Below are 26,301 nucleotides of genomic sequence, written 5' to 3' on the forward strand. Positions count from 1 at the left end.
CTTTTACCGTACTTTTGAAGTCTTGGAAGCTGAACTTTCGGGTAATAAAAAAAGCCACAAATCGTTGATTTGTAGCTTTTTGTCCGTTTACTGACCATTTCTGTCCAGTAAGTTCAGCGGAGAGATAGGGATTCGAACCCCAGGAACCTTTCAGTTCAACGGTTTTCAAGACCGCCGCAATCGACCACTCTGCCATCTCTCCAATAAATCAAAATTATCAACACCTCTTTAGAGGTTGCTTTTCAAAGCAGTTGACGTTTTTTGTTTACGGGTGCAAAAGTAGGTAAAAGATTTATACGCTCCAAATTTTGGATGCTTATTTTTATATCTTTTTTTACGATATCCAACATAAAACCACCTTTTTTACAGGTAAGTTTCTGATACTCTTTATAGATAGAAAAGATCACAAATTTTGAATCAGTTCACGCTGTGCTTTAAAAAATGCGATCCTCTGCCTCTCACCACTGACTGAAATCATGATAGAAGAACGGATCAGGGCTCTTAACCATTTCCGCAACTTCTCGTAAGTCCCCTCATCCAGGGAGGCGACCGAACTGAGGATGAATGTTTTTATCAGGCTGATATGGTAGTTTTTTATCTGGACGCACCAATAACTCGTATCAAAATTCACACTCGATATATAGATAAAGACTTTATTACCGGTCTCTTCAAAATAGCCGCGTGTTGCAAGTTTCTCCATTTCATCCAACAAATCCATCAGTTCATTCTTCAGATATTTTACATCCTCTTTCCCGATCAGATGAATACTCATAAAATAATTAATATCATTTACCAGATAATGAAATATCAACGGATCGAGTATGTAATATGAATGATGGATATGCCGTGCTTCTTCTACCCCGGCCAACTGTATTCCCAGAAAGCGGTCGGTGACCTCTATCTCTTCAAAACGCTTTGTTTTTCCCGGAGTTCCGCATTGGTATAACCACTTGAAAAGATAAAAACGTGAAATATATTTATATTTCATATAAAGCTGCTGAGGCAAGATATTCGTACAATCGATCAGTTCGGACCTATCGTCTTCGCGTGCCAGACCTAATATATCGATATACTGATCCAGCATATCATAATCAGTCTCCATCGGATTCACAAAATCCACCAATTTCAATTGGAACGGCCTGCTTTTTGCAGTAACTGTACCGACCAGGTTATCCAATGATATTCCAAATGCATTCGCGATAGTGACGATCTCTGCAAATGTAAAAGCGACCTCTCCCCGTAAACGTCGGTAAACAGCTTCCTTCTCAATACATAACAAATCAACAAGCGCATTTACTAAATTCGTTTTTTGAGGAAATTCCTCTTTGATAGCATTTAGCAAATTATCATACAAAAGTTCTTTTTTCATGTTACAGAATTATAAGTCTTGATATTAGTGGATCTATAGTTTTCATGCAAAGATAAATAAGGAACCCATAAATTAACTGTCGGACAATCCGGTAAAGCATCTTTTAAAACCCAAAAAAGGCTAACAAAACAAACAAACATTGAATCTTGGTTGCTGATAAAAGTCGTATTCTCAGTTAATAATCTATAATATCCTTTTTCACAAAACCTATAAGGCTTTAATAATGGAACGTTGTTTCTCAAAAAAGCGAATACGCTGCCTGGCACCACTCACGGAGATCATTGTCGACGATCGGATCACAGCCTGGAGCCATCCCGATATCCGTTCATACGTCTGACGGTCCAAAGAAACGACAGCATTCAGAGTGAAGGCTCTTATCAGGCTGACACGTAAATGTTTCACCTCCACACACCGGTAGCTGGTATCGAAATTCGTACTCGATATATAAAAATAGACACTGTTTCCGGTATCATCAAACTTTCCTTTTATTGCCAACAGTTCCATATCATCCAAAAATTGCAACAGCTCTTTTTTCAGCAACTGCAAATCCTCTTTTCCCAGCAAATTGACACTCATAAAATAATTGATATCATTGGCCAGATAACAAAAGATCAACGGATCCCATATATAAAACGTCTGGCTGATAAGTTTTGCGGCCGCAACGCTCCTCTCCTGTATCTTTTCCAGACTTTGAGTCGGATAAACGTCTTTAAAACAAAGTTTCCTGTCAAGGTCCTTATTCTGATAGATCCATTTAAAAAGGAAAAAGCGCGATATATTTTTATATGCCAGATAAAGAGACTGGGGCAAAACGCCGGAGCAATCCATGACTTTCGATTTTTTATCCTCTTTTCCCTGGTTATGGATATAAATATAATGTTCCAGCATCTCATAATCGATCTCACCGGAGTCAACATATTCAATCAGCCTCAACTGGAAAGGCCTGCTATGAACATACCGGGCTCCCACCTGGTTATCAAGAGAGATTCCAAGCGTACTCGCAATAACAGCTATCTCAGAGAAAGAAAATGCCACTTCACCGCGCAGCCGTCGATATACTGCTTCTTTCTCCAGATTTAACAGATCCGCAAGCGTATTCGTCAGCATTCCCCGGTTGGGTATTTTTCCCCTGATAGCATCCAGTATATTATCATACAATAAATCTCTTTTCATAGTTTTATCCTTTCCATGCCAGCCTGGTTATTACCTGCTTTCATGCTTATTATCACAAATATAAAGATCTATTCTCCCTAAAACCAGACGATATGAAATAAAGCCGGCATTTTTTATGATGTTTTCAGGCATTACATATTCACCCAATTCACATATAATCAAATAATAAAATAAACAAGTACCGATTTACGGCAATTGCCATTCAGAAAAGCATAAACCGGCAAAAAAAGAGAAATAAGCGATCCGGCAAGACAAAAACAGTCGGTTCCTTTCCGTCGTACACCAATAACACCATTTATAAACAAAGAGAAATACCCAGTTCTCCATTTTACATCAGGCTTACAACATAATACTTGTTATCAAGCAAATACAAGTAAATTAAAAAACATACATTTACTTTTGTAAATATGGCAAAACTCGTACTTTAAACCGTCCCAAGATGTGAACTCAGACAGGATTACAGCATCCTCATATAATGTACATAGGAATGTGAATCCGAATCAGTTACAAATAACCAAAACATTCTCGGTAATAAAATGAAAATTGCAGTGGTAAAAGGGGATGCTGCTAAAAGGGGTTGTCCGTTCTGACGACAGGTTGTGAAATCTACAAAACGGCAGCTCCTTTTCTTTCAGGGATTCAAATACATTCATTATCTTCGTAAACTAAAACAATTAAATATATGCATATCACAAAAATTCTTTCATTTATAGTCACTATGACCTTCCTTCTCTTTTCCTGTATAAAGGATGACGAGAGCGAAACTATTAATTATATCAATGTCAACAGCCAGATCCCTACATTTGCAGTCGAAGATACAGCCGGAAACACATTCAGCTCCAAACAGTTCATCGGAAAACAATCCTTACTGGTATTCTTCGGAACTTACTGTCCGGATTGCAAACAGGTTCTGCCGGTTATAGAAGAGGTTTGGAAAGAACTGAAAGACGACCCCAGATTCCTGCTGGTAACGATTTCCCGGAAAGAAACAGCCGAAGTTGTTTCCAATTACTGGAAAGAGAATCAATTCACAATGCCATTCTACCTGGATACCCGCGGTGAGGTTTTCTCCCTCTTCGCCAACAATACGATTCCCCGGATATATATTATCAATCCGGATAACGAAGTCGTCTGGATGGCTGTTGAGTCTTTGGATATTTCAGCAAAAGAACTAATTCAAAAGATCAAGGGTTTGAAATAAAGCAAGGCACACCATCATTCTTTCATAACAATCCGTACAGGACCTAACAAACCGGATTCCAATAAAGGAGAATCTTTGGTATAATGGGTAAATGTAGCGAAGGTATATCTGTCGCCCGGTCTTTTTTCATTTTCGATCAAATTTAAAAGGTTGTTATCCATATTTCATGATATGCAAATATATCGAATCCGAATCAGCCTTATTTTTACAAATTTGACTTTATATCTCTAAAAAATGACAGTTCTTATATAAATCATTACGGATTCATCTACAGAAGACGTATTATGCAGTAAATGTGGTTTATACTAAATAAAAATTGTCCATATAAAAGCTTCAAGCAATATGCTCTTAACTAATTACATGGACAATTATTATTTCTATTCTTTACGAAATGTGCGCAGAATGAGACTCGAACTCACACACCGGAACCGGCACTACCCCCTCAAAGTAGCGTGTCTACCAATTTCACCATCTGCGCGAATGGTGCCCAGAACAGGACTCGAACCTGCACGCCTTGCGACACACGCACCTGAAACGTGCGCGTCTACCAATTCCGCCACCTGGGCATTTTCCATTACATAAAAAAGGCGGCCTCTTACCGCGCTTATTATTTATGAGCGGAAGACGGGACTCGAACCCGCGACCCTAACCTTGGCAAGGTTATGCTCTACCAACTGAGCTACTTCCGCGATAACGGGTGCAAAGATAGAGGTATTTTTTTATTTTCCAAAACCGGAAGATACTTTTTTTATACTATTTTTTCCTTACTCACCCGTTCAAATTTCTATCTTATTTTAACACAGCAACTTTCATCCCGAAAAAAATCAGATACGGGAAACGAGTTCACTGAATAAAGTTGTCATTACTACCGCAGCTTTGTTGGCAGCTACGATTACATCCGCTCCGTCATTCACAAAATCGTCGGCAAAATGATAACCTTCATTCGTAATCACCGACATTCCGAACACTCTTAATCCTGCATGGCGAGCTACGATTACTTCCGGAACCGTACTCATTCCAATCGCATCACCTCCTACCCGGCCATAAAAAGCATATTCGGAGGGTGTTTCAAAAGAAGGACCGGTCAGACCAACATATACACCTTTTTTCAAAGGAATATTATGAGAAGCTGCAATCTCTTCCACCAAACGGACAAACTCACGGTCATAAGCACGGGTCATATCCGGGAAACGAGTACCGAACAATTCATTATTCGGACCTATCAACGGATTAGGCATCATATTTATATGATCACGGATAATCATCAGGTCACCAACTTTGAAAGTGTTATTTATTCCACCGGCAGCATTCGACACCAAAAGATTCTTTATACCCAACAGTTTCATCACACGAACGGGAAATGTCACCTGTTGCATGGAATACCCTTCATAATAATGAAAACGACCCTGCATAGCCAGAACTTGCTTACCTCCCAGTTTGCCGCAAATAAAATTACCTTTATGACCGGCAGCTGTAGAATGCATAAAATGAGGAATCTCTGCATACGGAATTACAATGGCATCCTGTATCCGGTCTGCCAGTGAACCTAATCCGCTGCCGAGAATAATAGCCGTTTCCGGATTTCCGGTGATGCGTGCAGCTATAAATGCCGCTGCCTCCTGATATTGTTCGTTTGTATAACTTGTATTCATAGCATCATAAATTTATTTCAATATAATAATCTCCCCGAAATGCCATTACGACAGAAACGTATCTTTATAAAGACTTTTCTGTCATACCTACCTCTAAATTCATTTAGACCTAGGTGTAAATAGATTTAGAGGTAGGTGTAAATTATTTTAGACGTACGTCTTTTACAAAAGACATTATGAACTTTTCCTGAAAAGCTACTGATGATATAAAACAATCACCAGCAACTTAAAAGTTATCTTTTCATTAAATTGTAGGCTATTTGTGCCGCGCGTTCCATTATCTCCTCTTCACCCGGTACTTTCTTATCCTGCATCAGGATTTTTCCGTCACAAATAACAGTATCGATGCAGCTGCCGTTTGCAGCATAGACAAGGTTGGATATGAAATTGAAATTCGGAGTAAATGCCGGCATATTCAAATCTACCAAAGAAAGGTCTGCCAGGTAACCTTCTGCTATCCGTCCGGCTTTTAAACCCACAAAAGAGGCTCCGGCTTCCGTGGCGGAATGGAATATTTCATCGGCTGTAACGGCTTCCGGGTCTTTTCGCCAGACTTTTCCCAACAAGGAGGCCAGCTTCATCGCTTCCACCATATCGAGATTATTGGACGACGAACACCCGTCAGTACCCAGACCGACAGTGATGCCGGCTTCACGCATTTCCTTAAATTTGAAGTGCATGCCGGACGCCAGTTTCATATTGGAAGCCGGATTATGAGCGACCTTCACTCCATGGTCTGCCAGCATACGGATTTCATCCGCATCTACATAGATACCGTGGGAAATCAACAGCCGAGGAGACAATACACCCAACTTATATAAATACCGGACAGGAGTCGCCCCGAACTGCTTTACAGAGTTCTCCACTTCCCCTTCCGTTTCTGCCAGATGCAGTTGGATTGGCACGTTATGTTCTTTTGCAAAAGTATCCGCCCATTGCAGCAACTCACCGGAAACCGTATAGATGGCGTGCGGACCTACGGAGAAATGTATCCGTTTATCGTATCTGTCCATCTCTTTATACAACTTCTGAATGGTCTGTTTGCTTTTCTCCGCCAACTCTGGTTGGAAATGGTCGAAACAGGCACTGGAAATGACTGCCCGGATTCCCATCTCTTCAACAGCCTCTGCCGTAGCATGAAACTTATGATACATGTCGAAGAAAGTAGTCGTTCCGCTTTTTATCATTTCCAGACAAGCCAGTTTAGCTCCCCAGAAAACATCTTCTTTCGTCAGTTTCGCTTCATTGGGCCATATCTTTTCTTCCAGCCAGGGCATTAAAGGCATATCGTCTCCAAAGCCGCGGAACAAAGTCATAGCCGCATGTGTATGCGTATTGACAAATCCTGGAATAGCAGCCTTACGACTACCGTCAATTACTTTATCGGCGGCAACAGACAGGCCGGGACCTATCTGTTTGATGTATTTGTTTTCTATATAAATATCGGTAGCAACGCCATTCAGTTCTACCCCTTTAATCAGCAGCTTCATATAAACTTAGCTTTCATATTTTTTATTTTCTCATCACGGATACGCGCCAGCAAACCCTCTTTCTTATCACGTTTTACTGCGGCGTAGGCGCAACTTTCCTTGATTTCTACAACGCCTAAATCATCTTTGTCTAATCCGCCTTTCTGGAACAGGAAACCGACTACGTCCTTCTTACTCAACTTATCCCGTTTACCGCGGTTAATGGTCAATGTAACCCATTCCGAACGGAGCGGCTTTTTGGCCTTCTCCGGCAGGAAGAATTCATCCGGTTCACGGGTAATATATTCGGGAACAGTCTCTATCTCATTCAGTATCATAAAGGCATTTCCTTCCGCATTCATACGGGCCGTACGTCCGTTTCTGTGAATAAAGGCTTCTTCATTGATGGGAAGATGGTAATGAATCACATTCTTTACTTCCGGAATGTCCAGTCCACGGGATGCCAGGTCGGTAGAGATAAAAACGGATGCACTGCCATTACGGAAAAGCGACAACGCCCGTTCGCGTTCCGGCTGTTCCATACCTCCGTGAAAGTATTCATTATCCACTCCCATTTCTGTCAGATAATTGCTGACACGTTCCACTGATTCACGCTGGTTACAAAACACCAGGGCAGACTCGCCTTTCAACTCTCCAAGCAATTTATACAATGTCTCCAGCTTATCCTTAACCGGCGATTTCACGATACGCAGAGTCAGACCTTTCGCCTCTTTCACTCCGGTCAGGAACGACAGGCGGACAGGCGATGTAATACCGGTAAAGAGAGGAATTTCCACCGCTTCGGTTGCTGAAGTCAACACTCTGCGACGCACTCCGGGAAGATGCGAAAGAATCTCTTTCATCTCATCCTGAAAGCCCAGTTCCAGAGACTTGTCGAATTCGTCCAGAATCAATGTACGGACGGTATCCAGATTAATATTCCCCCGTTCCAGATGGTCGAGGATTCGTCCGGGCGTACCGATAAGTACCGTTGGCGGATGCTCCAGACTTTTCTTTTCTGTCCGGATAGGATGGCCGCCGTAACAGCAGTTCACTTTATATCCGGCTCCGAGCGAACGGAATACCGTCTCTATCTGTAAAGCCAATTCACGAGACGGGGCGATGATAAGCGCTTGTATCTTCTTATCCTCATTCGTCAGTGTAGTAAGTAAGGGCAGCAGGAAAGCCAGGGTTTTACCCGACCCCGTGGGACTGAGCAACACCATATCCTTTGTCGTTCCGGCATCAAGCACGGCCTGCTGCATTTCATTCAATGCCTCGATACCTGTATTCGACAGGGCACGGGCTATCACTTCGTTTTGTATCATTTATATTCTTTATAAAATTCGGCAACCGATTCAATCCCTTTATAGAAGAAGTCGAGCGTGCAACTTTCATTAGGAGAATGAATAGCATTCTGTTCAAGTCCGAAACCCATCAAGACGGTTTTTATACCTAATACCTGCTCAAAGGTGGAGATGATAGGAATACTTCCTCCGCGACGTACTGCCAGCGGTTTCTTGCCAAAAGCAACCGTGCAAGCCTTTTCCGCTGCCTGATAAGCCGGAAGGTCAATCGGACAAACATACCCCTGTCCACCGTGTTTCGGCGTGACTTTTACCTTAACAGACGCAGGAGTCACCTGGTTTATGTAATCTTCAAACATTTTTGATATTTTGGAATGTTCCTGATGCGGAACCAGGCGGCAGGATACTTTTGCATAGGCTTTGGACGGAAGCACTGTTTTACTGCCCTCTTCCGTATAACCGCCCCAGATACCACAAATATCGAACGACGGACGGCAACTGTTTCTTTCCAGCGTCGAATAACCTTTTTCACCGGACAAGGCATCCACTCCGATAGCAGCCTTATATTTCGCTTCATCAAACGGGATTTGTGCAATCATTTCGCGTTCGGCCGGAGACACTTCTTCTACATCGTCATAGAAACCGGGAATTGTGATACGTCCGTCGGCATCGATAATATCGGCCATCAGTTTACATAATACATTAATAGGATTAGCCACTGCCCCACCGAAATGGCCGGAATGCAAATCGCGGTTCGGGCCAGTCACTTCGATTTCCCAATAAGCCAAACCCCGCAGGCCGGTCGTCAACGACGGTGTTTCGGCATTTACCATGCTGGTGTCGGATACCAGAATCACATCAGCCTTCAATAAGTCTTTATGTTCACGGCAGAAGGTTTCAAGGCTGGGAGAACCGATCTCCTCCTCTCCTTCGAAGATAAACTTCACATTGCACTTCAGCAGGTCGAGTTTCAAGGCTGTTTCAAAGCCTTTTACCTGCATCATAGACTGTCCTTTATCATCGTCCGCACCACGAGCCCAGATACGGCCGTCGCGTATTTCGGGTTCAAACGGCTGGCTTTTCCATAAGTTCAACGGCTCAGCCGGCATTACATCATAATGGGCATAAACAAGCACGGTCCTGGCATCGGGCGAAATCATCTTTTCGCCATATACGACCGGATTACCTTCCGTCGGCATCACCACGGCTTTATCCGCTCCGGACGATAGTAACAGTTCCGTCCAGCGCTGGGCACAAGCCTGCATATCAGGTTTATGCTCTTGTTTGGCACTGATGGAGGGAATACGGATTAAGCTGAACAACTCTTCCAGAAAGCGTTCTTTATTGGATTCAATATACGATTTTACTGACATAAAACAGAAGATTTAATTTTAAATTTAACGTTTTTATTTAAGGTTACAAGTTTACGAATAAATTACTTAAATCCCCATTTTATTGTCATATAAAATATAGTAAGATATTAATGTAACGTCAGTTTTGTATAGCGATAAAAGCCTATTTTATTTTCAGCCCGGGAAGCAAGGGAGTTGTATCCGTCAGTTCCAGTTCCTCAACCATAGATAAAGTTCCCTGTTTGTATTTCTGGAAATGAGGCGTTTGGATATGCTTTTCATAAGCCTCCCGGTCTGCATAGATTTCAAGGATTGTTATTTTATTCGGTTGCTTTTTATCGGCCGTGGCATATAAAGTAAGTACGCCCGGTTCCAGGCGCATGGAGGCTTCAATCTCTTCTTTCAGGTAAGCATTATATGCATCCAATTGTGCCGGGTCTACAGTAATTTTGGAGAGGCGGACCAGGTTATTTGCCGGACTTACGGCAGATGCTTCCTTTATTATTTTCAAGGCCTTTATTGCCGGCGGGAAACCGATATACGGAAGACATTGTATGACTGCCGCCACAACCGTCTCCTTACTGTTACCTGCATTCAGATTTCCCTGAAAATGAGAACGAAGCTGGCTGTCGGCTCCCAATGTCGTCAGGACACAATATCCCAGTAACTCACGTGTCTTGAGGTCAAGTCCGCCACGGGTATACATATCACCGAAACAATATTCTGTCAGGAAACGTTCCACATCGTCACCCATCTCCCCCGGAATATCTTCCATCACCTGGCTGATACCGCCGGGATAAAGCCGGTCTTGCACAGCCGCCCCTTTTTCATGACGGTTTTCTTCCGTAACCGTACCTTGTTTTTCCAATGGCAAGGAAATGTCCCGTTCTTTAAATACTTCGTTAATGACGGTCAGCGCGTTCAAGGTTTTGGGAAAACCGATAAACGGAGCGCATGAATAAATAGCTTCACGAAGTTCAACAGGAGTAACTCCCACATTCAATGCCGCCCCTGCGTGTGCCTTCAGCTGGGGCAAAGTCTGCATAGTTGCTAATGTAACACAGGTTATCATTTCACGGGTCTTTATATCCAGCTCTCCCATGCGGAATACTTCTCCGAAAATAAACTTCTGAAGAATATCCATCATTTCCGGGTCAGTTCCCTGCCCGGTCAGGGCTTCGCCACCGAATAAAGTGGTATAATTCTTTTTACATAATTCAATCCTATCCATATCTTTTTCTGTTTTAAGGTCCGAAACATTCTGGGCAATAGCAGGCATTAAGCCTGATACGATGAATACCAATGTTAACAATTTACGTTTCATATCTTTCTGTTTTACTGATGTTGCAAAGCTAAAGAAACCGGACCGTTTCGATTGTAGACGGATTACAGATAAATATACCTAAATTACAGATGAGAGATTGGTAAATATCAGAAGAGTCTGCCAGAGGTTTCCAAATCGAGCAACCACTGTTTGGCAGGCAGGCCACCGGCATATCCAACCAGCTTTTGGTTACTCCCGATAACACGATGGCAAGGAACAAGTATCGAAATGGAATTTGCACCATTAGCAGCAGCCACGGCACGAATAGCTTTCAGTTTATCCAAATCCTGCGACAAAGTAGCATAAGAGACCGTTTTCCCATAAGGGATATTCAATAACGCATTCCAGACTGTTTTCTGAAAATCAGTACCGGCAAATAGCAACGGGACGTCGAACTCCGTTCTTTTTCCGGCAAAATATTCATCCAGCTGGGTAACTGCCCGGACAATCACTTCGGATTCACCTGTTTCATAGCGGGCATGCAATACCTTTTGCAGCCGCCGATCAATCAGTGCCCTACGGTTCTCATCCATCCAGTCGCACAAACAAAGTTTGCCGTCCAGCGAACCCAGTATCAATTCTCCGCAAGGAGACTGATAGTTTTGTATCCAAATAATATTTTCCATACTTTAGTTCTTTATTTTGCAAATATAAGGAGTTTATAAATAGATAATAACCCAAATCTAAATTACCTTTATCACTTTCCGAACAAAAAAAGGTCGTTACTCTCGCCAAAGAGTTGGGAGTGGTTCTGGACGAATACTTCGACGGATATATCGAGCCATACAACCGTAATCAATTCACAATCAGAGTTATCACTTAAAATGAATACCCTGTATCTTTTACCAGCCATGGCAGGTTGAAACGGTAATGGTTACGACTGCTTACCAGATGTATCATTCCATCCGGCGATTGCGTACCGGCCAGATAACCGCGGGGTTCCGCATGGTTCCCGTCCATTTCAAAGAAACCGGTCCAGGCGCCTCCATCCATAAAACGTTCTTTGCCATCGGTCAGCAATTTCTTAACAGGCCATGTCTTTCCATCGTCGAAGGAAAGGGCGGCATACATTCCGTAACCGGTATATTCCTTGCCGTCCTTATCTTTAAAGGTCATACCATTCAATCCATTTTTCAGACGGAAAGGATGGTTCGTGAAAGAGACTAGCAAAACAGGTCCTTCCTGTAAACGCATCAATACCAGACGCTGACCACCATCAATCGGGGGAAATTCAGAAGCGCTGTATGTCCAGGTGCGTCCGTTATCTTCCGACAGGCTCATGGGCATCCGTTCCAGACCGTCTTTATCGACAATGCCGTCACCACGTCCGAATGCCATAAAACGGCCGTCGGACAGTTGCACTACTCCGGCATGGATTCCGGCAATAGTACCGCCCGAAGCACCTGCTTCAAACTTACCCGGATTGGTTTTGCCCATATCTTCCCAGGTCAGACCGTTATCCTTGCTGATATGCAATGCCGTGCCGCCATTGCTCCTGGGAGTTGCGTCGGCGGCTTGTACCAGCCAACCTTCCTTAGTGCGGAAAGAACCGGCTATCACCTGATGCCGCCTGGCATGCTCAGGGGCGATGATACGCGGACGACTCCAGGTTGCACCGTTATCCGTGCTTGTCCGCATGACCATAGCGAGGGTTTCCCAGGTACCGGCAGCTTCCACCCCATTTATATGGACGAGTGTACCCTTATTATTCAGCAGGGAAGAACCGGTCATATTCCGGTCAGGCACCTTGAAGAACTCGTGCGGCTCGCTCCATTCGGTACTGCCTTTCTTCAGGCGGCTTTCCAGAATCACCATCTCCCTACCCGATTCTTCGTCGCATGTAAACCAGATAGCCAACAAATCCCCGTTATCACACCAGGTTATGGCAGGGCAATGGTTATGCTTGTAGAACGGGACGCCGGAAGAACATTCGGGCGTTTTCACATAGACGAGAGGTTCACCGAAGAAAGGTGTTTTCAAAGGAGCGTCCCAGCTATGTTTCTGCTGTGATATATGCTCTTGCAGGGTCGGTCCGGCCACAGGAAGCGGCTGGGTTTTAGGCATATCGGCCTGCACTACCCGGAAGCCGGTGAGCCAGTGTTTATCTTCAGGTATCATCGCCATACGGTTGGCGGAACGCAGGAATCTTTCCGGAGTGCTATGGCTTCCGCCACGTGTCACTTTATATAATCCGTCAGCACGGCCCACCGGGTCTGTCTGCGGTAATGCTTCGTAAGGTCCATACCAGTCGCTGCACCATTCTTCTACATTTCCGTGCATATCGTGCAGTCCGAAAGGATTGGCAGGAGTTTTGCCAACCTGAAGGCTGATCGTAGAATCCGTTCCCCAGACATTTTGCTGGTTCTTATGATACACGCCATGAAGTCCGTCGTCCATCCAGAAATTCCAGTAGGACCCGGCACGGCAAGCATATTCCCATTCGGCTTCGGTTGGCAGACGATACGTCTTCCCTTCCTTTTCCGAAAGCCAGTCACAGAATGCTTTCGCCTCGTGATAGTTCACATAAATAACAGCTTCGTCATCTTCTTTCGAAAGGCCGTACTTTCCCCGTAAGTTTTTATGGGAAGGGTCAAAACGCTCGTATTGGGCATTTGTCACTTCGGTCGTTCCCATCAAAAAAGGGTTTGTGATCGTTACCGGATGAATCGGTGCTTCATCATAATCTTCTCCCCATCCGTGGCTTCCCATGTGGAAAGAGCCGGCCGGAATCCGGGCAAATTGCATTCCCAGGCTATTCGTTTCCTGGGCATTCGTAGTAAAGGCGCCTAATACAAAAAGGCAATAACATAAGATAGCAGCGTTTCTCATTTTGATTCGTTTTTCCATATTCCGGAATAAAGATACATATATTATCCGGAAAACTATTCAATATTACCGAACGCAGATGACGCAGAAAACACAGATACTCGCAGATTTATAATTTCTTTTCTTATAAAACATCTGCGTTACTCTGTGTATTCTGCGTCATCCGCATTCAGTAATAGCTTAATTAACCCTGCGTCTCCAGATAAACGACATGAGTCTGAAGGTATTCTTCCAGGCCATGCTTACCGTCAGCACCACCAATACCCGATTTACGCCAGCCGGCATGGAAACCCTGCATGGCTTCAAAGTTTTCACGATTGATATAAGTTTCACCGAACTTCAAGGAACGCATCAGCTTAAACGCCATATCCAGATTCTGTGTATAGACGGAAGAGGTCAACCCGTATTCGCAGTCATTTGCCCAGGTAATAGCATCTTCCACTTCTGCAAACTCTACAACCGGGAGAACGGGACCGAATGTTTCTTCCTGGATAATATCCATCTTCTGTGTACAATTAGTCAAAAGGGTCGGTTCAAAGAAGTAGCCTTTAGCTCCGATACGTTTGCCCCCATAAGCCAGGGTCGCCCCCTGCTTAACGGCTTTTCCGACTTTTTCTTCCACTGATTTCAAGGCACCGGCATCAATCAGCGGTCCCATATCCAAATCTGCGACCTCGTTGGGGTTGCCTACTTTAACCTTACCAAAGCCATCCAGCAACTTTTCAATAAAAACATCTTTAATACTGGAATGCACATAAACACGTTCACAACAGTTGCACACTTGTCCGGTATTGATCACGCGGGAAGCAATGATCGACTTCACGGTCAGATCCAGATCCGCATCCGGCATAACGATAGCCGGAGCCTTTCCTCCTAACTCCAGCGATACCTTCGTCACATTAGCTGAAGCGGCTTCCATCGTCTGCACACCGGCAGAAACACTTCCTGTCAGGCTGACCATTCCGACTTTCGGATTAGCGGCCATCTCATGCCCGACAACCGATCCGCGACCATTTACGATATTGAATACACCTTTAGGCACTCCCGCTTCATCCACGATCTGGGCAAAGACATACGCATTCTCCGGTGTCAACTGACTTGGTTTCAACACAATCGTATTTCCTGTCAACATAGCCGGGGCTGCCTTACGGGCAACCAGGAAGAACGGGAAGTTCCACGGCAATATACCGGTTGTCACTCCGATAGGTTTCTTAAATACAAAGATAGTCTCATGAGGACGGTCGCTGGGTATGATCTCTCCTTCATAACGGCGTGCCCAACCGGCCATATAATCGATATAATCGGCTGTAAAGTTAACTTCCACATTGGCCAGTCCCTGCGTCTTGCCTCCTTCACGTACAATAATATCCGTCAGTTCTTTTTCCCTTTTTCGAATTCCCTGCGCTATTTTGGTCAGATACTGTGCACGTTCAATGGAAGTCAGTCGTTCCCATGCTCCTTGCGCCTTCTCCGCCGCATCGATGGCAGCCCGAACATCATCCACTGTTCCGTCAGGCATACGGGATATAACTTCTTCCGTAGAAGGATTCAACACATTGATCCACTTTCCGGATCGATTCTCGATGAACTGTCCATCGATGTACATTTCTAAATCTTTCATGGTCTCTTTAAATTGATAATTAATACTAATATGTATTCTTTATACGAATTAAGGCATTCTGATACCTGTTATCCACAGATATGTCTGATTATCGGTCTCCTAAACAATGCTACATTGTATAATCTCCTGGTAAAAAGTACTTTGTAAAAGTAAAAACTTATTTGCATAATAAAAAATACAATGATGAAAAAAAACAGTACGATAACTTTTTATAAGTTTAGTAACCAATATACGGCTCAATGGGAAGCTATAATAAAAAAAGGTCCATGCCCGAAAAAGACATGAACCTTCCTTATTTTATAAGAAAGTTTATAACTTATATTTATACAATTGCGCCATCACCTTCTGATACTCGTTCTGCAACTGCATATAATTCTGCATGCTCTGATAGAAAGTCGTTACATCAACGAAATATTCAATCATACTGATTTGGCCGGTCTGGATAGCCTTATTCAACAATGCCAGGCTATTTTGGCTTTTCAGAACCGTATTGTATTCGTCCATAGAAGTCTTCAGAGCGACCGACTGGTTATACAATTGGTGCAATTCACTTTCCACGGTCGTTGTCGTACTTTCCAGTTGAAGGTCGGTATAAAGAGCCTGCGCTTTAGCCTGCTTTACATTATTCCTGTTTGAGAACAAAGGAATGCTGATACCAACCAGGAAACCGTTAAAACGTTCTCCGCCGGTAGCCGTATTCATACGATACCCCAACTCAAAACTGGGTAAACTCTTCGATTTATTGACGCTCAACTGGCGGCGGGCAGCCACCTGCTCGCTTTTCAACGTAAGCAACTGAGGATTGGAAGTCACAGCCTCCGCACATAATTCTTCGAATGACAGGATATCACCGTCCGACATATAGGTCGTGTCCGTGAAGTCGATAGCAATACCACCATTCAATGTTGCCAGTTCCTGAAGTTTGGCAATACGGGCAGACTCGTTCATACGGGCTTCCGTTTTCGCATTCAGCAGCTCCAGGTCAATCTTATTTGTTTCCAGAATATTCGCATCGCCGGTTTCCAAACGCATGGCATACAGTTCCGCCAGTTGTTCCGCATTCTGCCTGCGTTGGTCGAGTAATGCCCGTTGCTGGTTCAGCAGGACCAGGTCAAGGCAAATCTCTTTTGCCTGCAAAAGTATTTGCTGACGAAACTCTGCCCCCTGGCGGTCGAAACTGGCGGCTTTCGATTTCGCCAGTTTATTCTTCTGCACATATACCGAAGGGAAGTCGAACGACTGGGATGCAACCAACTCTCCCTGTATCCCCATCCCTTCCCGGTTGCCGTACTGATGTACATAGGAAACTGAAGGGTCTGGCAGGTTATTATCCAGCTTCGCTTCCAATTTCTTAGAAACGGTAAGCTGGTTGTTTGCCTGCAATTCTTTATTATTGGCTTCGATACTGCGCAGGACGGCATCGATAGAATTCTGCCCGTTCACTGAAAGCGCAGCGGAAGCCAACAAGGTAATTACTATGAATTGTTTCATTTTTCCTTATTCATTAAAAGATAAACAATAGGGATAATAAATCCGTTCAAGAAAGTAGATGTCAGCAACCCTCCCAGGATGACAGTCGCCATCGGACTCTGTATCTCATTACCCGGCAAATCTCCGTTCAATGCCAACGGTATCAATGCCAAAGCCGAACTTAAAGCAGTCATAAGAATCGGGTTCAGACGGTCCAGCGAACCGTGTATCACCGTATCGTAAACAGAGAACCCTTCACTGCGCAGCTGTGCATAATGACTAATCAGCAACATACCGTTTCGGGTAGCGATACCAAACAGCGAAATGAAACCGATAATAGCCGGTATACTGATTTCGCCGGAAGTCAGCCACAAAATAAACACGCCACCAATCAAAGCCAACGGCAGGTTCAGCAGAATAACACCACTCTCCTTTGCATTCTTGAACTCATTATAAAGCAACAGGAAGATTACCAGCAGAGACATCAAAGAAGTGAGCAACAGCGTGCGGCTGGCAGCCTGTTCACTTTCAAACTGTCCGCCATATTCGATATGATACCCTTCGGGCAACTTGATTGATGTTCCAATCTTATTCTGAATATCATTTACAACACTGCGCAAATCCCGTTCGGATACGTTCGCACTGATTACTAACTTACGCTGAACGTTTTCACGGTTAATCGTATTCGGACCGGTTACCGAACGAACCTCGGCAATATAACTCAGCGGGATTTTCTTCCCTCCGGCATCTATCATCAGATTACGGATATCTTCCATCGTTGCACGGCTTTCGTCGGAAGTCTTTACTGTCAGGTCAAATGTTTTACCGTCATCATACACCTGGCTGACAACTTCGCCACCCAGCATGACATTAATATATTCTTCAAACTCAGGAAGAGATACGCCATATTTAGCCATCAGTTCACGTTTCGGCGTGATGGTCAGCTGCGGACGTTCAATCTGCTGTTCTACTTTCAGGTCAACCAGGCCCGGAATACTCTGGATAGAGTTTTTAATATCGTTGCCAATCGTAAAGAGACGGTTCAAATCGGTACCGAACAGTTTGATGGCGATATTGGCTTCCGTTCCCGAAAGCATCGCATCGATACGGTGAGAGATAGGCTGGCCGATTTCGATATTCGCACCACTGATAGTCGACAGCTTCTTACGGACATCATTCATCACAGTTTCCCGGCTACGGTCTTTCAATACGAACGGGGCCTCTATCTCCGAAACGTTCACACCCAATGCATGTTCATCCAGTTCGGCACGTCCGGTCTTACGGGCCACCGTCTGGATTTCGGGCACCTGCATCAGTAACTCTTCCGCCCGATGTCCCATCCTGTCTGATTCATCCAACGAAATACCTGGCAGCGAACTTACATTAATAGTAAAAGAACCTTCGTTGAAAGGAGGAAGGAAACTGCGTCCCAGCGTAAAGAAAATACCCAACGCCACAAGGAACAGACCTACCGTAGAACCCAGTACAATCTTCTTATGCGCCAAGGCAACTTTCAATGCGGAAGCATATACCTCCTTCAATTTACGGGCTACCCATGCCTCTTTTTCTATCTTCTTATCGGTCGACTTATTACCCAGCAAATAACTACACAATACCGGCGTCAAAGTAAGTGCAACAACGGTAGATGCAAACAAAGCAACGATAAACGCAATACCCAGCGGCACCAACATGCGTCCTTCCATGCCATGAAGGAAAAACAGGGGAACGAAACTTACCACAATAATCAACGTGGAATTCAGAATAGGCATACGCACTTCACGGGAAGCGTCATAAACCACCTCCAATACCGAGCGTCGCTCTTCCGGAGGAAGCATCCGGTTCTCCCGTATTCGTTTATACACATTCTCCACATCGACAATCGCATCATCCACCAGCGAACCGATAGCAATCGCCATACCGCCCAGAGACATTGTATTAATGGTCATCCCCATATAATGCAAAACCAGTATAGAAACGAGCAATGACAAAGGCAATGCCACCAGCGAAATCACCGTCGTACGGATATTCATCAGGAAGAGGAACAAAACGATGACAACGAAGAAACTTCCTTCAAACAAACTGTTCTTTACATTATTAATAGAACTGTCGATGAAACGGCTCTGACGGAAAATATCGGTAGAGACATTCACATCCGACGGAAGGTTCTTTTGCAGGTCGGCAACGATACCGTCCAGCTTGTTTGTCAAGTCGATTGTACTGGTATTCGGTTGCTTGGTCACCGTTATCAGAACAGCGTGCTTGCCGCGTTCAGAAGCTGTACCCAGTTTAGGACTTTTGCTTCCTATCTTCACCGTCGCCACATTTTCCAGCATGACCGGAAAACCGTCTACAGTCTTGATAACCCCTTTTGCCAGTTCCTCCACTTTCGGAGTGGAAAGAACACCACGGATGATATATTCATTGTCATATTCATACAAGACGCCGCCATTTGCATTGCGGTTCATATTACGGCAGATCGTCAGGACTTCATCCAACCCTACTCCATAATGTTTCATACGGGCGGGGTCAAGCAATATCTGATATTCTTTGATATCGCCACCAATCACAGCGACCTGTGCCACACCGCCTGTCGACAACAAACGCGGACGGATTGTCCAGTCGGCAATCGTACGCAAATCGAGCAAAGAAGTAGAATCGGCAGTCAGACCGATAATCATCATTTCTCCCAAGATAGAAGATTGCGGTCCCAGCGTCGGCTTGCCTACATTCTCGGGAAGGCTTTCACTAACGACTGCCAGCTTTTCCGAAACAATCTGGCGGGCACGGTAGATATCCGTTCCCCAGTCAAATTCAACCCATACAACAGAGAAACCGGTGGTAGAGGAAGAACGTACACGGCGCACATCCATAGCCCCGTTCACTGCTGTTTCTACCGGGAAAGTCACCAGGCGTTCCACTTCTTCAGGAGCCATACCATTTGCTTCCGTCATGATAACCACGGTCGGAGCATTCAGGTCGGGAAACACATCTACATCTGTATGAAAAGCTGTATAGGTTCCCGCTATCATCAGCAGCAATGCACAGATCAGGACAACCAATCTGTTATGCAGCGAGTAATATATTATTTTATTCAACATAAGAATAATTATTTAATTAGCCGATATGCCAATGTGCCAATCAAGATAGTACCATGAGATTTCCATTGGCACATTGGCATATTTGCATATTTGCTCATTATTAATGATTATGAGTATGAGCCGGAATAGCATTGGAGGCAGAAGCCAGTTTGACCTGGTAAGCACCTTGTGTAACAACCGTATCTCCCGGTTTTAGACCAGACAGAATCTGGACTTCAGCACCATTGTTGGCACCCAGTTTCACTTCCTGCTTTTTGTAACCTTCCTCATCCAGACGGATAAATACGGAATAAACACCTTGCTCTTCTATCAACGCAGAAACCGGAACACTCAACACATCCTGCATCGGAGAGGTAAGCAAATAGATTTCAACAAACGAACCGGGAATTACAGCCCCTTTATTATCAAATTCAAAAGTCACAGGAATATAAAAAGAATTGGCATCCGAAGCCTTTCCGTAAGAAAGTAAACGTCCGTGAAGTTCGGAAAGCTCATACACCTGGTCATCATAAGGAGTTCGGAAATTAGCAGACTGTACAGCCGGAAGATATTGATAATACTTTTCCGACACTTCAGCACGAAGCACTAGGCGGCTATTCTGAGAAATCGTAGCCAACGGTTGTCCCACAGCGACATAATCGCCTTCTTTCACCTGAAGGTTCTTCAAGTATCCGTTCATCGGAGAAACAACCGAGACACCGTTCTCTGTTTGTTTACCGGCAATGGCATCGTAAGCGGCCTTTGCATTTTCATAGTTCAGACGTGCCTGTTCAAAATCCTTGGCAGAAACGATCTTATCTCCCACCAACTGTTGCATACGTTCATATTCCTTCTTGGCATTTTCGTATGCATATTTGGCACGGGCTGCCACATTCCCCTCAGACAAATTACTGGAAGCCAGGCTCAGGATAGCCTGTCCTTTCCGGACCGGAGTACCGTCCACAAAAGATAAACTGCCGAATGTAACGATACCGGGGACAGTAGCAACCACAGTCGTTTCATCGCCTTGTGCAGCCATCACGCTTCCGCTGGTCTTTATCACATCGGTAAAAGGAGCCGGTTCCATCACTTTCGTCTGTAAACCGACTGCTTTCGCTAATTCTTCTTTGAAAATGATTTCATTGGAATGTACGCCGGCGGCAGCTTCATTCCCATGTTCGTGTCCTTCATGCTCGTCTCCTTCGTGTTCATGGTCATGTCCTTCATGCTCATGATCGTGCCCCTCTTCATGTTCATGTGCTTCATGATCATGATTATGCTCTTCAGATTTAGTAGCTCCGCCACCACAACCTGCAAATATGTAGGCACATAAAACCCACAATAAATATATCTTTTTCATTGTATTATAATGTGTTATTAATGCGTAATAAATAGCTCGGCGTTTAGATAAAAACACCGAAAAGCGAATAAGGTTCGCCACCATCAGTAACAATTATAACACAGGAGGGGCTCGCAGTCCACTTGCACACGTTATCCAGCTATCGTGCAGAGACTCAATATAAAAGGCTCGACTGCGTTCAAAAGGTTGTCCGCAAAAAGCCGGTTCGGGAGGGTTAATATAATCAAATAAAACTTGCAAAGGGAAAAGCAGATGACTAGCATCCACATCCGTCGCATGTGACAGCAGAGAGGTGAAAAGAGCAACATTATGCCCGTTACAACCGCAATCGTGAGAAGAAGCACTCTTGTGACTGTGTTCAGTCAGCGGTTTAAAACAAGGCAGACCGTTACTGTGATGATGATGCGGTATAATGACCGAAAGCAGCATGATGATGCCGGCTATCAACATTACGTAACGGATTATGTTTTTCTTTGCTTTCATATTTATTCTGCAAAAATAGAAAGTTTATTTTGCAACACAATGGCAAATATCAGATATATAGCAAAAAAAAATTCCGGCCGAGAGTCACCTCCCAGCCGGACAGTTGTTCATGGTATTAGCATTAGTGGTCTACTCATTCTGATTATACAAGCAAATGTTTGGTTAGGTCAATAATTTATAAACAAAAAATCTAAGACTAAAATAAAATAAAGTTCATCCATTCTAATGCTATTTCAATTAACATCACTTAGTATTAATAGTAAACTGCAATAACTATCCGTTCAAACCATCATTGCCGTCTCTCTTTTGAGATATGCGAATTTACTAAGCAAATACGGGAGTTTTATTTCGCATATAAGGTATTTTCAGTCATATCTATTTCTCATTCGTCTATTTACCCCCTCCGCATTTTCGAAAATACGCAACCCGTGAGTGTGCTTATTACATTTGTTGCGTTTTTCGAAACAATACGCTTTGTTTATTGTTTAATAATTGAACATATATATTATTTAAAAGGGAGAATTGGAAATGAATACAGATGTATTAAATACAAATCTGATCGAGGTAATGAAAGAGAAGATACCGGATGGGGGTAATTTAGCGAATACCCTGATGGATATTCTCTACATAGGAAAAGAGGCCGTATACAGAAGATTACGCGGCGAGGTTCCCTTCACCCTCAATGAGGCTTCCATCATTTCAAAGAAACTGGGAGTTTCACTTGACCAGATCGTGGGTATAAGCTATACTAATAACGCAATGTTCGACCTGAATCTTTTACATTATTCAGATCCTATCAAAACGTATTACAAAATCCTTGACCACTATCTTGAATTGTTTGAGTCTCTGCGCGACGATCCGACTTCGGAGTTAAGTACAGCCTCAAATATGATACCACAGACTTATTATCTGAAATACGATAGCTTGTCTAAGTTTCGGTTATTTAAATGGATGTACCAGAATGAAAAAGTAAATTGTGTAAAATATTTTTCAGAATTAAATTTATCCGAAGAACTCAAACATGCCCAAAAGGCATTCGTAGAAGCCAGTACATATATACAAACAACAAACTATATATGGGACAGCATGATGTTTAACTACCTGGTGAACGATATTAAATATTTCGCCAGCATTCATTTAATCACGGAAGAGGAAGTAACCAAACTACAGGAAGAACTCCTCCGGCTATTGGACGACCTGGAGACAATCGCTTCCAGAGGTAAATTTGACTCAGGCAAGGATATACATATATATATATCCAACATAAACTTCGAAGCCACATACAGTTTTGTGGAAACATCCAGTTTGCAATTAAGCCTGATCCGGATCTTTTCGATCAACTCGATCACATCGAGAGACAAAGAGATGTGTAAGAACCTGAAAGAATGGATTCAATCCTTACGTAAGTTTTCTACTATGATCTCCGAAAGCGGAGAAATGCAGCGTATACAGTTTTTCAAAAAACAACGGGAACTTGTAGAGAAGATGTAATAGGAAGCATGAGTTTTTATGTTACTATATGAAGAAAGGACGGAAATCTGTAAAAAGATAACCGTCCTTTCTTTTCATGTATATCAGATAATCTTATTTATCCAGTTTTGCACAGATCAGTTCTGCCGCTTTCTTACCGCTCATCAGCATACCACCGAAAATCGGTCCCATACGGAAGCTACCACTTACACCATTGGCTGCCATACCTGAAACAAACAGTCCCGGATAGATTTCTTTTGTATTTTCTACCGTTGTCTGTTCACCCAACTCAACGTTTAATGAACGTTCGCCGATTACACCGCCGGTCGGGGTATTCAGTTTGATATCGTTTTTGCGGGCAACAGTACGTGCCACTTCGCAGTCGTGTCCTGTTCCTTCCAATACGGCTTTTGCCATAATAGTCAGCGGGTCTACATGCATACCTTCGCGGATTACCGGAGCCCAGTTAACTACCACACCGGCTACTGCATCGTTGTGGAATACCACATCTTCCACAGAATAGCAGTTAAAAATAGTAGCACCGGCTTTTGTTGCCTGATAGATCAATGCAGAAGTAGTATGAACCGAATCCATAATATAAGTACCATTGCCGGCATCATGATAAGAAACGCCCAGTTCCTTCACGATCGGCATGGCTTCTTCCTGTACGACAATATCATTAAACATCATGGCACCGCCCCACATGCCTCCTCCCGGAGCCAGTTTACGGTCGAAAAGAGCCACTTTCTTTCCGGCTTTAGCCAGATAATAAGCTGCTACGATACCGGAAGGGCCACCACCAACAATAGCCACATCAATTGATAAGTTGCTCTTCAGTTTTGCAAAATAAGAGTCAATAATCCCCGTTGAAACGATCTGTTCCATTACAATAATAATTAGAGTTTAAACATCGGAGAGCACATAGAGGTTAAAGCTCTCCTTTATTTAGCAATTCTACCGATTCTCCCTTCACGGCATTACCCGGGCAGGTTCTATGGGTATAATCTCAGCCTGTGTATTAAGGCACCCCTATGATAAGTCGACGACAAAGATAGTAAATTATCCGAAATGTGGCGGACGCTTATTCATTTTCCGTTCAACAAATGCTTTCATGAACTCGACAGTCTCGTCTACACCCAATACGGATACGTCGATAGAAAAATTATAGGAAGAGGCTACACCCCATTCTTTATTCGTATAATAATTATAGTAGGCTGCACGCGATTTATCGGTCTTCCCCATCAGTTCCTTTGCTTGTTCGACAGTGATATTCTGGCTTTCGAGGATGCGCTGGATACGGTTTTCCATATTATTATGGATAAAAAAACTAAGACAATCCGGATCATCGCGCAGGATATAATCGGCACAACGTCCCACCAGCACGCACGACTGCTCCGATGCCAACTTGCGGATTGCGTCACTCTGGAATTTAAACAGTCCGTCGTTGGAAAGAATGTCATTATAAGGAGTGAACATTCCCATATAGGAATATCCCATAGTAAAAACATACGCCAGTCCGCTCGAAGCACGTTCGTCCGCCTTTTCAAAAAACTCTTCGCTCAATCCGCTTTCCTTGGCGGCCACCGCCATCAACTCCTTATCATAATAACCGATGCCCAATGCCTGAGCCAGTTTTTTCCCTATTTCACGACCACCACTGCCAAACTGCCGACCGATGGTCAATATGATTTTGTTATCCATATACTAACCGATTTTATTATCCTGCGATAAATATACAATATTTTTTTTAGTTAGGTGATTCATGTTTAAACTTCTTGAATTGATTCACCAGTACGATTGCCGTAACGACTGTTGCGATCGTATCGGCAACCGGCATACTGATCCAGACTCCCAGCGTACCGAAGAAGCGGGGAAGGACAATCAGACAAGGAATCAGAAACAACATTTGCCGGGTAAGTGACAGGAATATAGCCTTCTTCGACATACCAATCGAAAGGAAGAAGTTCGTTGCCACCATCTGAAAGCCGACTATCGGGAAAACGGCAAATACAATATGAAGACCGAACACGGCCGCTTTCACCAGTTCGTCATCCGTTGTAAACATATTCACGATCAGGGTCGGGAATAACTGGCAGAGCAAGAAACCGGTCGTTGCCACTCCGATTGCCCACTTCATCGTCAACTTGGTTACTTCCGTTACACGGGGATATAAGCGGGCACCGAAATTATATCCGGCAATAGGTTGCATTCCCTGGTTGAAGCCCATAATAATCATTACAAACAAGAAAATAATGCGGTTTACGATACCATAAGCACCAATCGCCATGTCTCCCCCATGTTCTTTCAAACCGCGGTTGATCAGGATAACAATCAGACAGGAACAAAGATTCATCAAAAAAGGTGACATCCCGATATACAGAATCCCCTTCACCACCTCTTTCCTCAGTTTATAAATCCCTTTCTTAAAATGGAGCAACTGTTTCGGACTTGAAAAATGAATCATTTGTCCCGTCAAGGAGATTACCTGCGAAATAACTGTCGCCCATGCAGACCCCTTGATTCCCCACTCAAAGCCGAAGATAAAAATCGGATTCAAGATACAGTTTATCACCACAGAAGCCAGGGTGGCATACATAGCCTGTTTGGGAAATCCGGACGAGCGCAACACCGCATTCAATCCCAGATACATGTGGGTTATCACATTCCCATATAAAATAATCTGCATGTAATCACGGGCATACCCTATCGTATTTTCACTGGCCCCGAAGAAATAAAGAATAGGGTTGAGTAACAGCAAAAAGACAAAGGTAAAAGCCACCCCGAGCAGTACATTCAGGACAAGCACATTCCCCAACACCTGGTTGGCCCCTTCATAATCCTTCTGTCCCAGCTTTACCGAGACTAAGGTAGAAGCACCGACACCAACCAGCGAGCCGAAAGCTGCCGCCAGGTTCATCAACGGAAATGTCAGAGCCAGACCGGAAATTGCCAGCGGTCCTACCCCATGTCCTATAAAAATACTATCAGCCATGTTATAAAGCGAAGAAGCGGTCATGGCTATAATTGCCGGAATAGCATACTGCGTAAGTAGTTTTCCGATACGTTCGGTACCCAGTACCAAAGGTGAGTTTTGTTTTGTCATAAAAATCAATTGATGCGCAAAGGTACGGATATTTACGATTAATT

At 43.8% G+C, this 26,301-nt stretch carries 19 protein-coding genes and 4 tRNA genes; 2 read left to right on the forward strand and 21 right to left on the reverse strand.

The genetic code is table 11. From position 1 onward, the window contains the following. Positions 1–117 precede the first annotated feature (117 nt). The 3 genes from C825_RS17875 to C825_RS17885 all read right to left on the reverse strand — a co-directional run bounded on the left by C825_RS17875 (position 118) and on the right by C825_RS17885 (position 2,542). Positions 118–202 (reverse strand) — tRNA-Ser (locus C825_RS17875). A gap of 201 nt (positions 203–403) precedes the next feature. After that, entirely contained in the window at positions 404–1,369 is a 966-nt protein-coding gene (locus C825_RS17880) for a helix-turn-helix domain-containing protein (RefSeq protein ID WP_010803497.1), read from the reverse strand. Positions 1,370–1,576: 207 nt separating this feature from the next. Further along, complete coding sequence (locus tag C825_RS17885; RefSeq protein ID WP_010803498.1) at positions 1,577–2,542, reverse strand: helix-turn-helix domain-containing protein; 966 nt, start codon at positions 2,540–2,542, stop codon at positions 1,577–1,579. A gap of 682 nt (positions 2,543–3,224) precedes the next feature. On the opposite strand from C825_RS17885, the gene C825_RS17890 reads away from it, so the two are divergent. Next, positions 3,225–3,743, forward strand: a complete 519-nt coding sequence (locus C825_RS17890) for a TlpA family protein disulfide reductase (RefSeq protein WP_010803499.1) — start codon at positions 3,225–3,227, stop codon at positions 3,741–3,743. Positions 3,744–4,137: 394 nt separating this feature from the next. On the opposite strand, the gene C825_RS17895 is transcribed toward C825_RS17890, so the two are convergent. The 15 genes from C825_RS17895 to C825_RS17965 all read right to left on the reverse strand — a co-directional run bounded on the left by C825_RS17895 (position 4,138) and on the right by C825_RS17965 (position 21,684). Beyond that, positions 4,138–4,221 (reverse strand) — tRNA-Leu (locus C825_RS17895). A 3-nt stretch (positions 4,222–4,224) separates the two neighbouring features. After that, positions 4,225–4,309 (reverse strand) — tRNA-Leu (locus C825_RS17900). Between the two features lie 50 nt (positions 4,310–4,359). Beyond that, a tRNA-Gly gene (locus C825_RS17905) sits at positions 4,360–4,432 on the reverse strand. A gap of 135 nt (positions 4,433–4,567) precedes the next feature. Then, positions 4,568–5,395, reverse strand: a complete 828-nt coding sequence (locus C825_RS17910; protein WP_007653414.1) for a purine nucleoside phosphorylase I, inosine and guanosine-specific — start codon at positions 5,393–5,395, stop codon at positions 4,568–4,570. A gap of 233 nt (positions 5,396–5,628) precedes the next feature. After that, positions 5,629–6,885 carry an amidohydrolase gene (locus C825_RS17915; RefSeq protein ID WP_010803500.1) on the reverse strand — a complete coding sequence of 419 codons (1,257 nt, stop codon included), beginning with the start codon at positions 6,883–6,885 and terminating at the stop codon, positions 5,629–5,631. Then, complete coding sequence (locus C825_RS17920) at positions 6,882–8,192, reverse strand: DEAD/DEAH box helicase (protein ID WP_010803501.1); 1,311 nt, start codon at positions 8,190–8,192, stop codon at positions 6,882–6,884. The genes C825_RS17915 and C825_RS17920 overlap by 4 nt, the downstream gene beginning before the upstream one ends. Further along, complete coding sequence (locus tag C825_RS17925) at positions 8,189–9,544, reverse strand: dipeptidase (RefSeq protein WP_010803502.1); 1,356 nt, start codon at positions 9,542–9,544, stop codon at positions 8,189–8,191. The genes C825_RS17920 and C825_RS17925 overlap by 4 nt, the downstream gene beginning before the upstream one ends. 142 nt (positions 9,545–9,686) lie before the next feature. Next, a complete protein-coding gene (locus C825_RS17930) occupies positions 9,687–10,847 on the reverse strand; it encodes a carboxymuconolactone decarboxylase family protein (RefSeq protein ID WP_010803503.1) in 1,161 nt (386 codons plus the stop codon). A gap of 107 nt (positions 10,848–10,954) precedes the next feature. After that, positions 10,955–11,473, reverse strand: coding sequence for a methylated-DNA--[protein]-cysteine S-methyltransferase (locus tag C825_RS17935; protein WP_010803504.1), 519 nt, complete (start codon positions 11,471–11,473; stop codon positions 10,955–10,957). Positions 11,474–11,666: 193 nt separating this feature from the next. After that, entirely contained in the window at positions 11,667–13,676 is a 2,010-nt protein-coding gene (locus C825_RS17940; protein WP_010803505.1) for an SUMF1/EgtB/PvdO family nonheme iron enzyme, read from the reverse strand. Between the two features lie 181 nt (positions 13,677–13,857). Beyond that, the gene (gene aldA, locus C825_RS17945; protein WP_010803506.1) at positions 13,858–15,294 is read right to left on the reverse strand and encodes an aldehyde dehydrogenase; all 1,437 of its coding nucleotides are present in this window, start codon (positions 15,292–15,294) and stop codon (positions 13,858–13,860) included. A 309-nt stretch (positions 15,295–15,603) separates the two neighbouring features. Next, the gene (locus C825_RS17950; protein WP_010803507.1) at positions 15,604–16,785 is read right to left on the reverse strand and encodes a TolC family protein; all 1,182 of its coding nucleotides are present in this window, start codon (positions 16,783–16,785) and stop codon (positions 15,604–15,606) included. After that, positions 16,782–19,862: an efflux RND transporter permease subunit gene (locus C825_RS17955; RefSeq protein ID WP_010803508.1), complete on the reverse strand. Its 3,081-nt coding sequence runs from the start codon at positions 19,860–19,862 to the stop codon at positions 16,782–16,784. Before C825_RS17955 ends, C825_RS17950 begins: the two co-directional genes overlap by 4 nt. A gap of 100 nt (positions 19,863–19,962) precedes the next feature. After that, positions 19,963–21,201, reverse strand: coding sequence for an efflux RND transporter periplasmic adaptor subunit (locus tag C825_RS17960; protein ID WP_010803509.1), 1,239 nt, complete (start codon positions 21,199–21,201; stop codon positions 19,963–19,965). Positions 21,202–21,294: 93 nt separating this feature from the next. Continuing rightward, positions 21,295–21,684 (reverse strand): DUF6769 family protein, encoded by a 390-nt coding sequence (locus C825_RS17965; protein WP_228100026.1) that lies wholly within the window; start codon positions 21,682–21,684, stop codon positions 21,295–21,297. Between the two features lie 528 nt (positions 21,685–22,212). Between C825_RS17965 and C825_RS17970 the strand changes: the two genes are divergently transcribed. Further along, entirely contained in the window at positions 22,213–23,175 is a 963-nt protein-coding gene (locus tag C825_RS17970; RefSeq protein WP_010803510.1) for a hypothetical protein, read from the forward strand. Between the two features lie 93 nt (positions 23,176–23,268). On the opposite strand, the gene C825_RS17975 is transcribed toward C825_RS17970, so the two are convergent. The 3 genes from C825_RS17975 to C825_RS17985 all read right to left on the reverse strand — a co-directional run bounded on the left by C825_RS17975 (position 23,269) and on the right by C825_RS17985 (position 26,257). Then, on the reverse strand, positions 23,269–24,039 hold the full coding sequence (locus C825_RS17975; protein WP_010803511.1) for a sulfide-dependent adenosine diphosphate thiazole synthase: 771 nt from the start codon (positions 24,037–24,039) through the stop codon (positions 23,269–23,271). A 174-nt stretch (positions 24,040–24,213) separates the two neighbouring features. Next, complete coding sequence (locus C825_RS17980; protein ID WP_010803512.1) at positions 24,214–24,855, reverse strand: cytidylate kinase-like family protein; 642 nt, start codon at positions 24,853–24,855, stop codon at positions 24,214–24,216. A gap of 46 nt (positions 24,856–24,901) precedes the next feature. Further along, positions 24,902–26,257: an MATE family efflux transporter gene (locus C825_RS17985; RefSeq protein ID WP_044214501.1), complete on the reverse strand. Its 1,356-nt coding sequence runs from the start codon at positions 26,255–26,257 to the stop codon at positions 24,902–24,904. Positions 26,258–26,301: the final 44 nt, after the last annotated feature.

The organism is Parabacteroides sp. ASF519 (genome assembly GCF_000364265.2).
GTDB lineage: Bacteria > Bacteroidota > Bacteroidia > Bacteroidales > Tannerellaceae > Parabacteroides > Parabacteroides goldsteinii.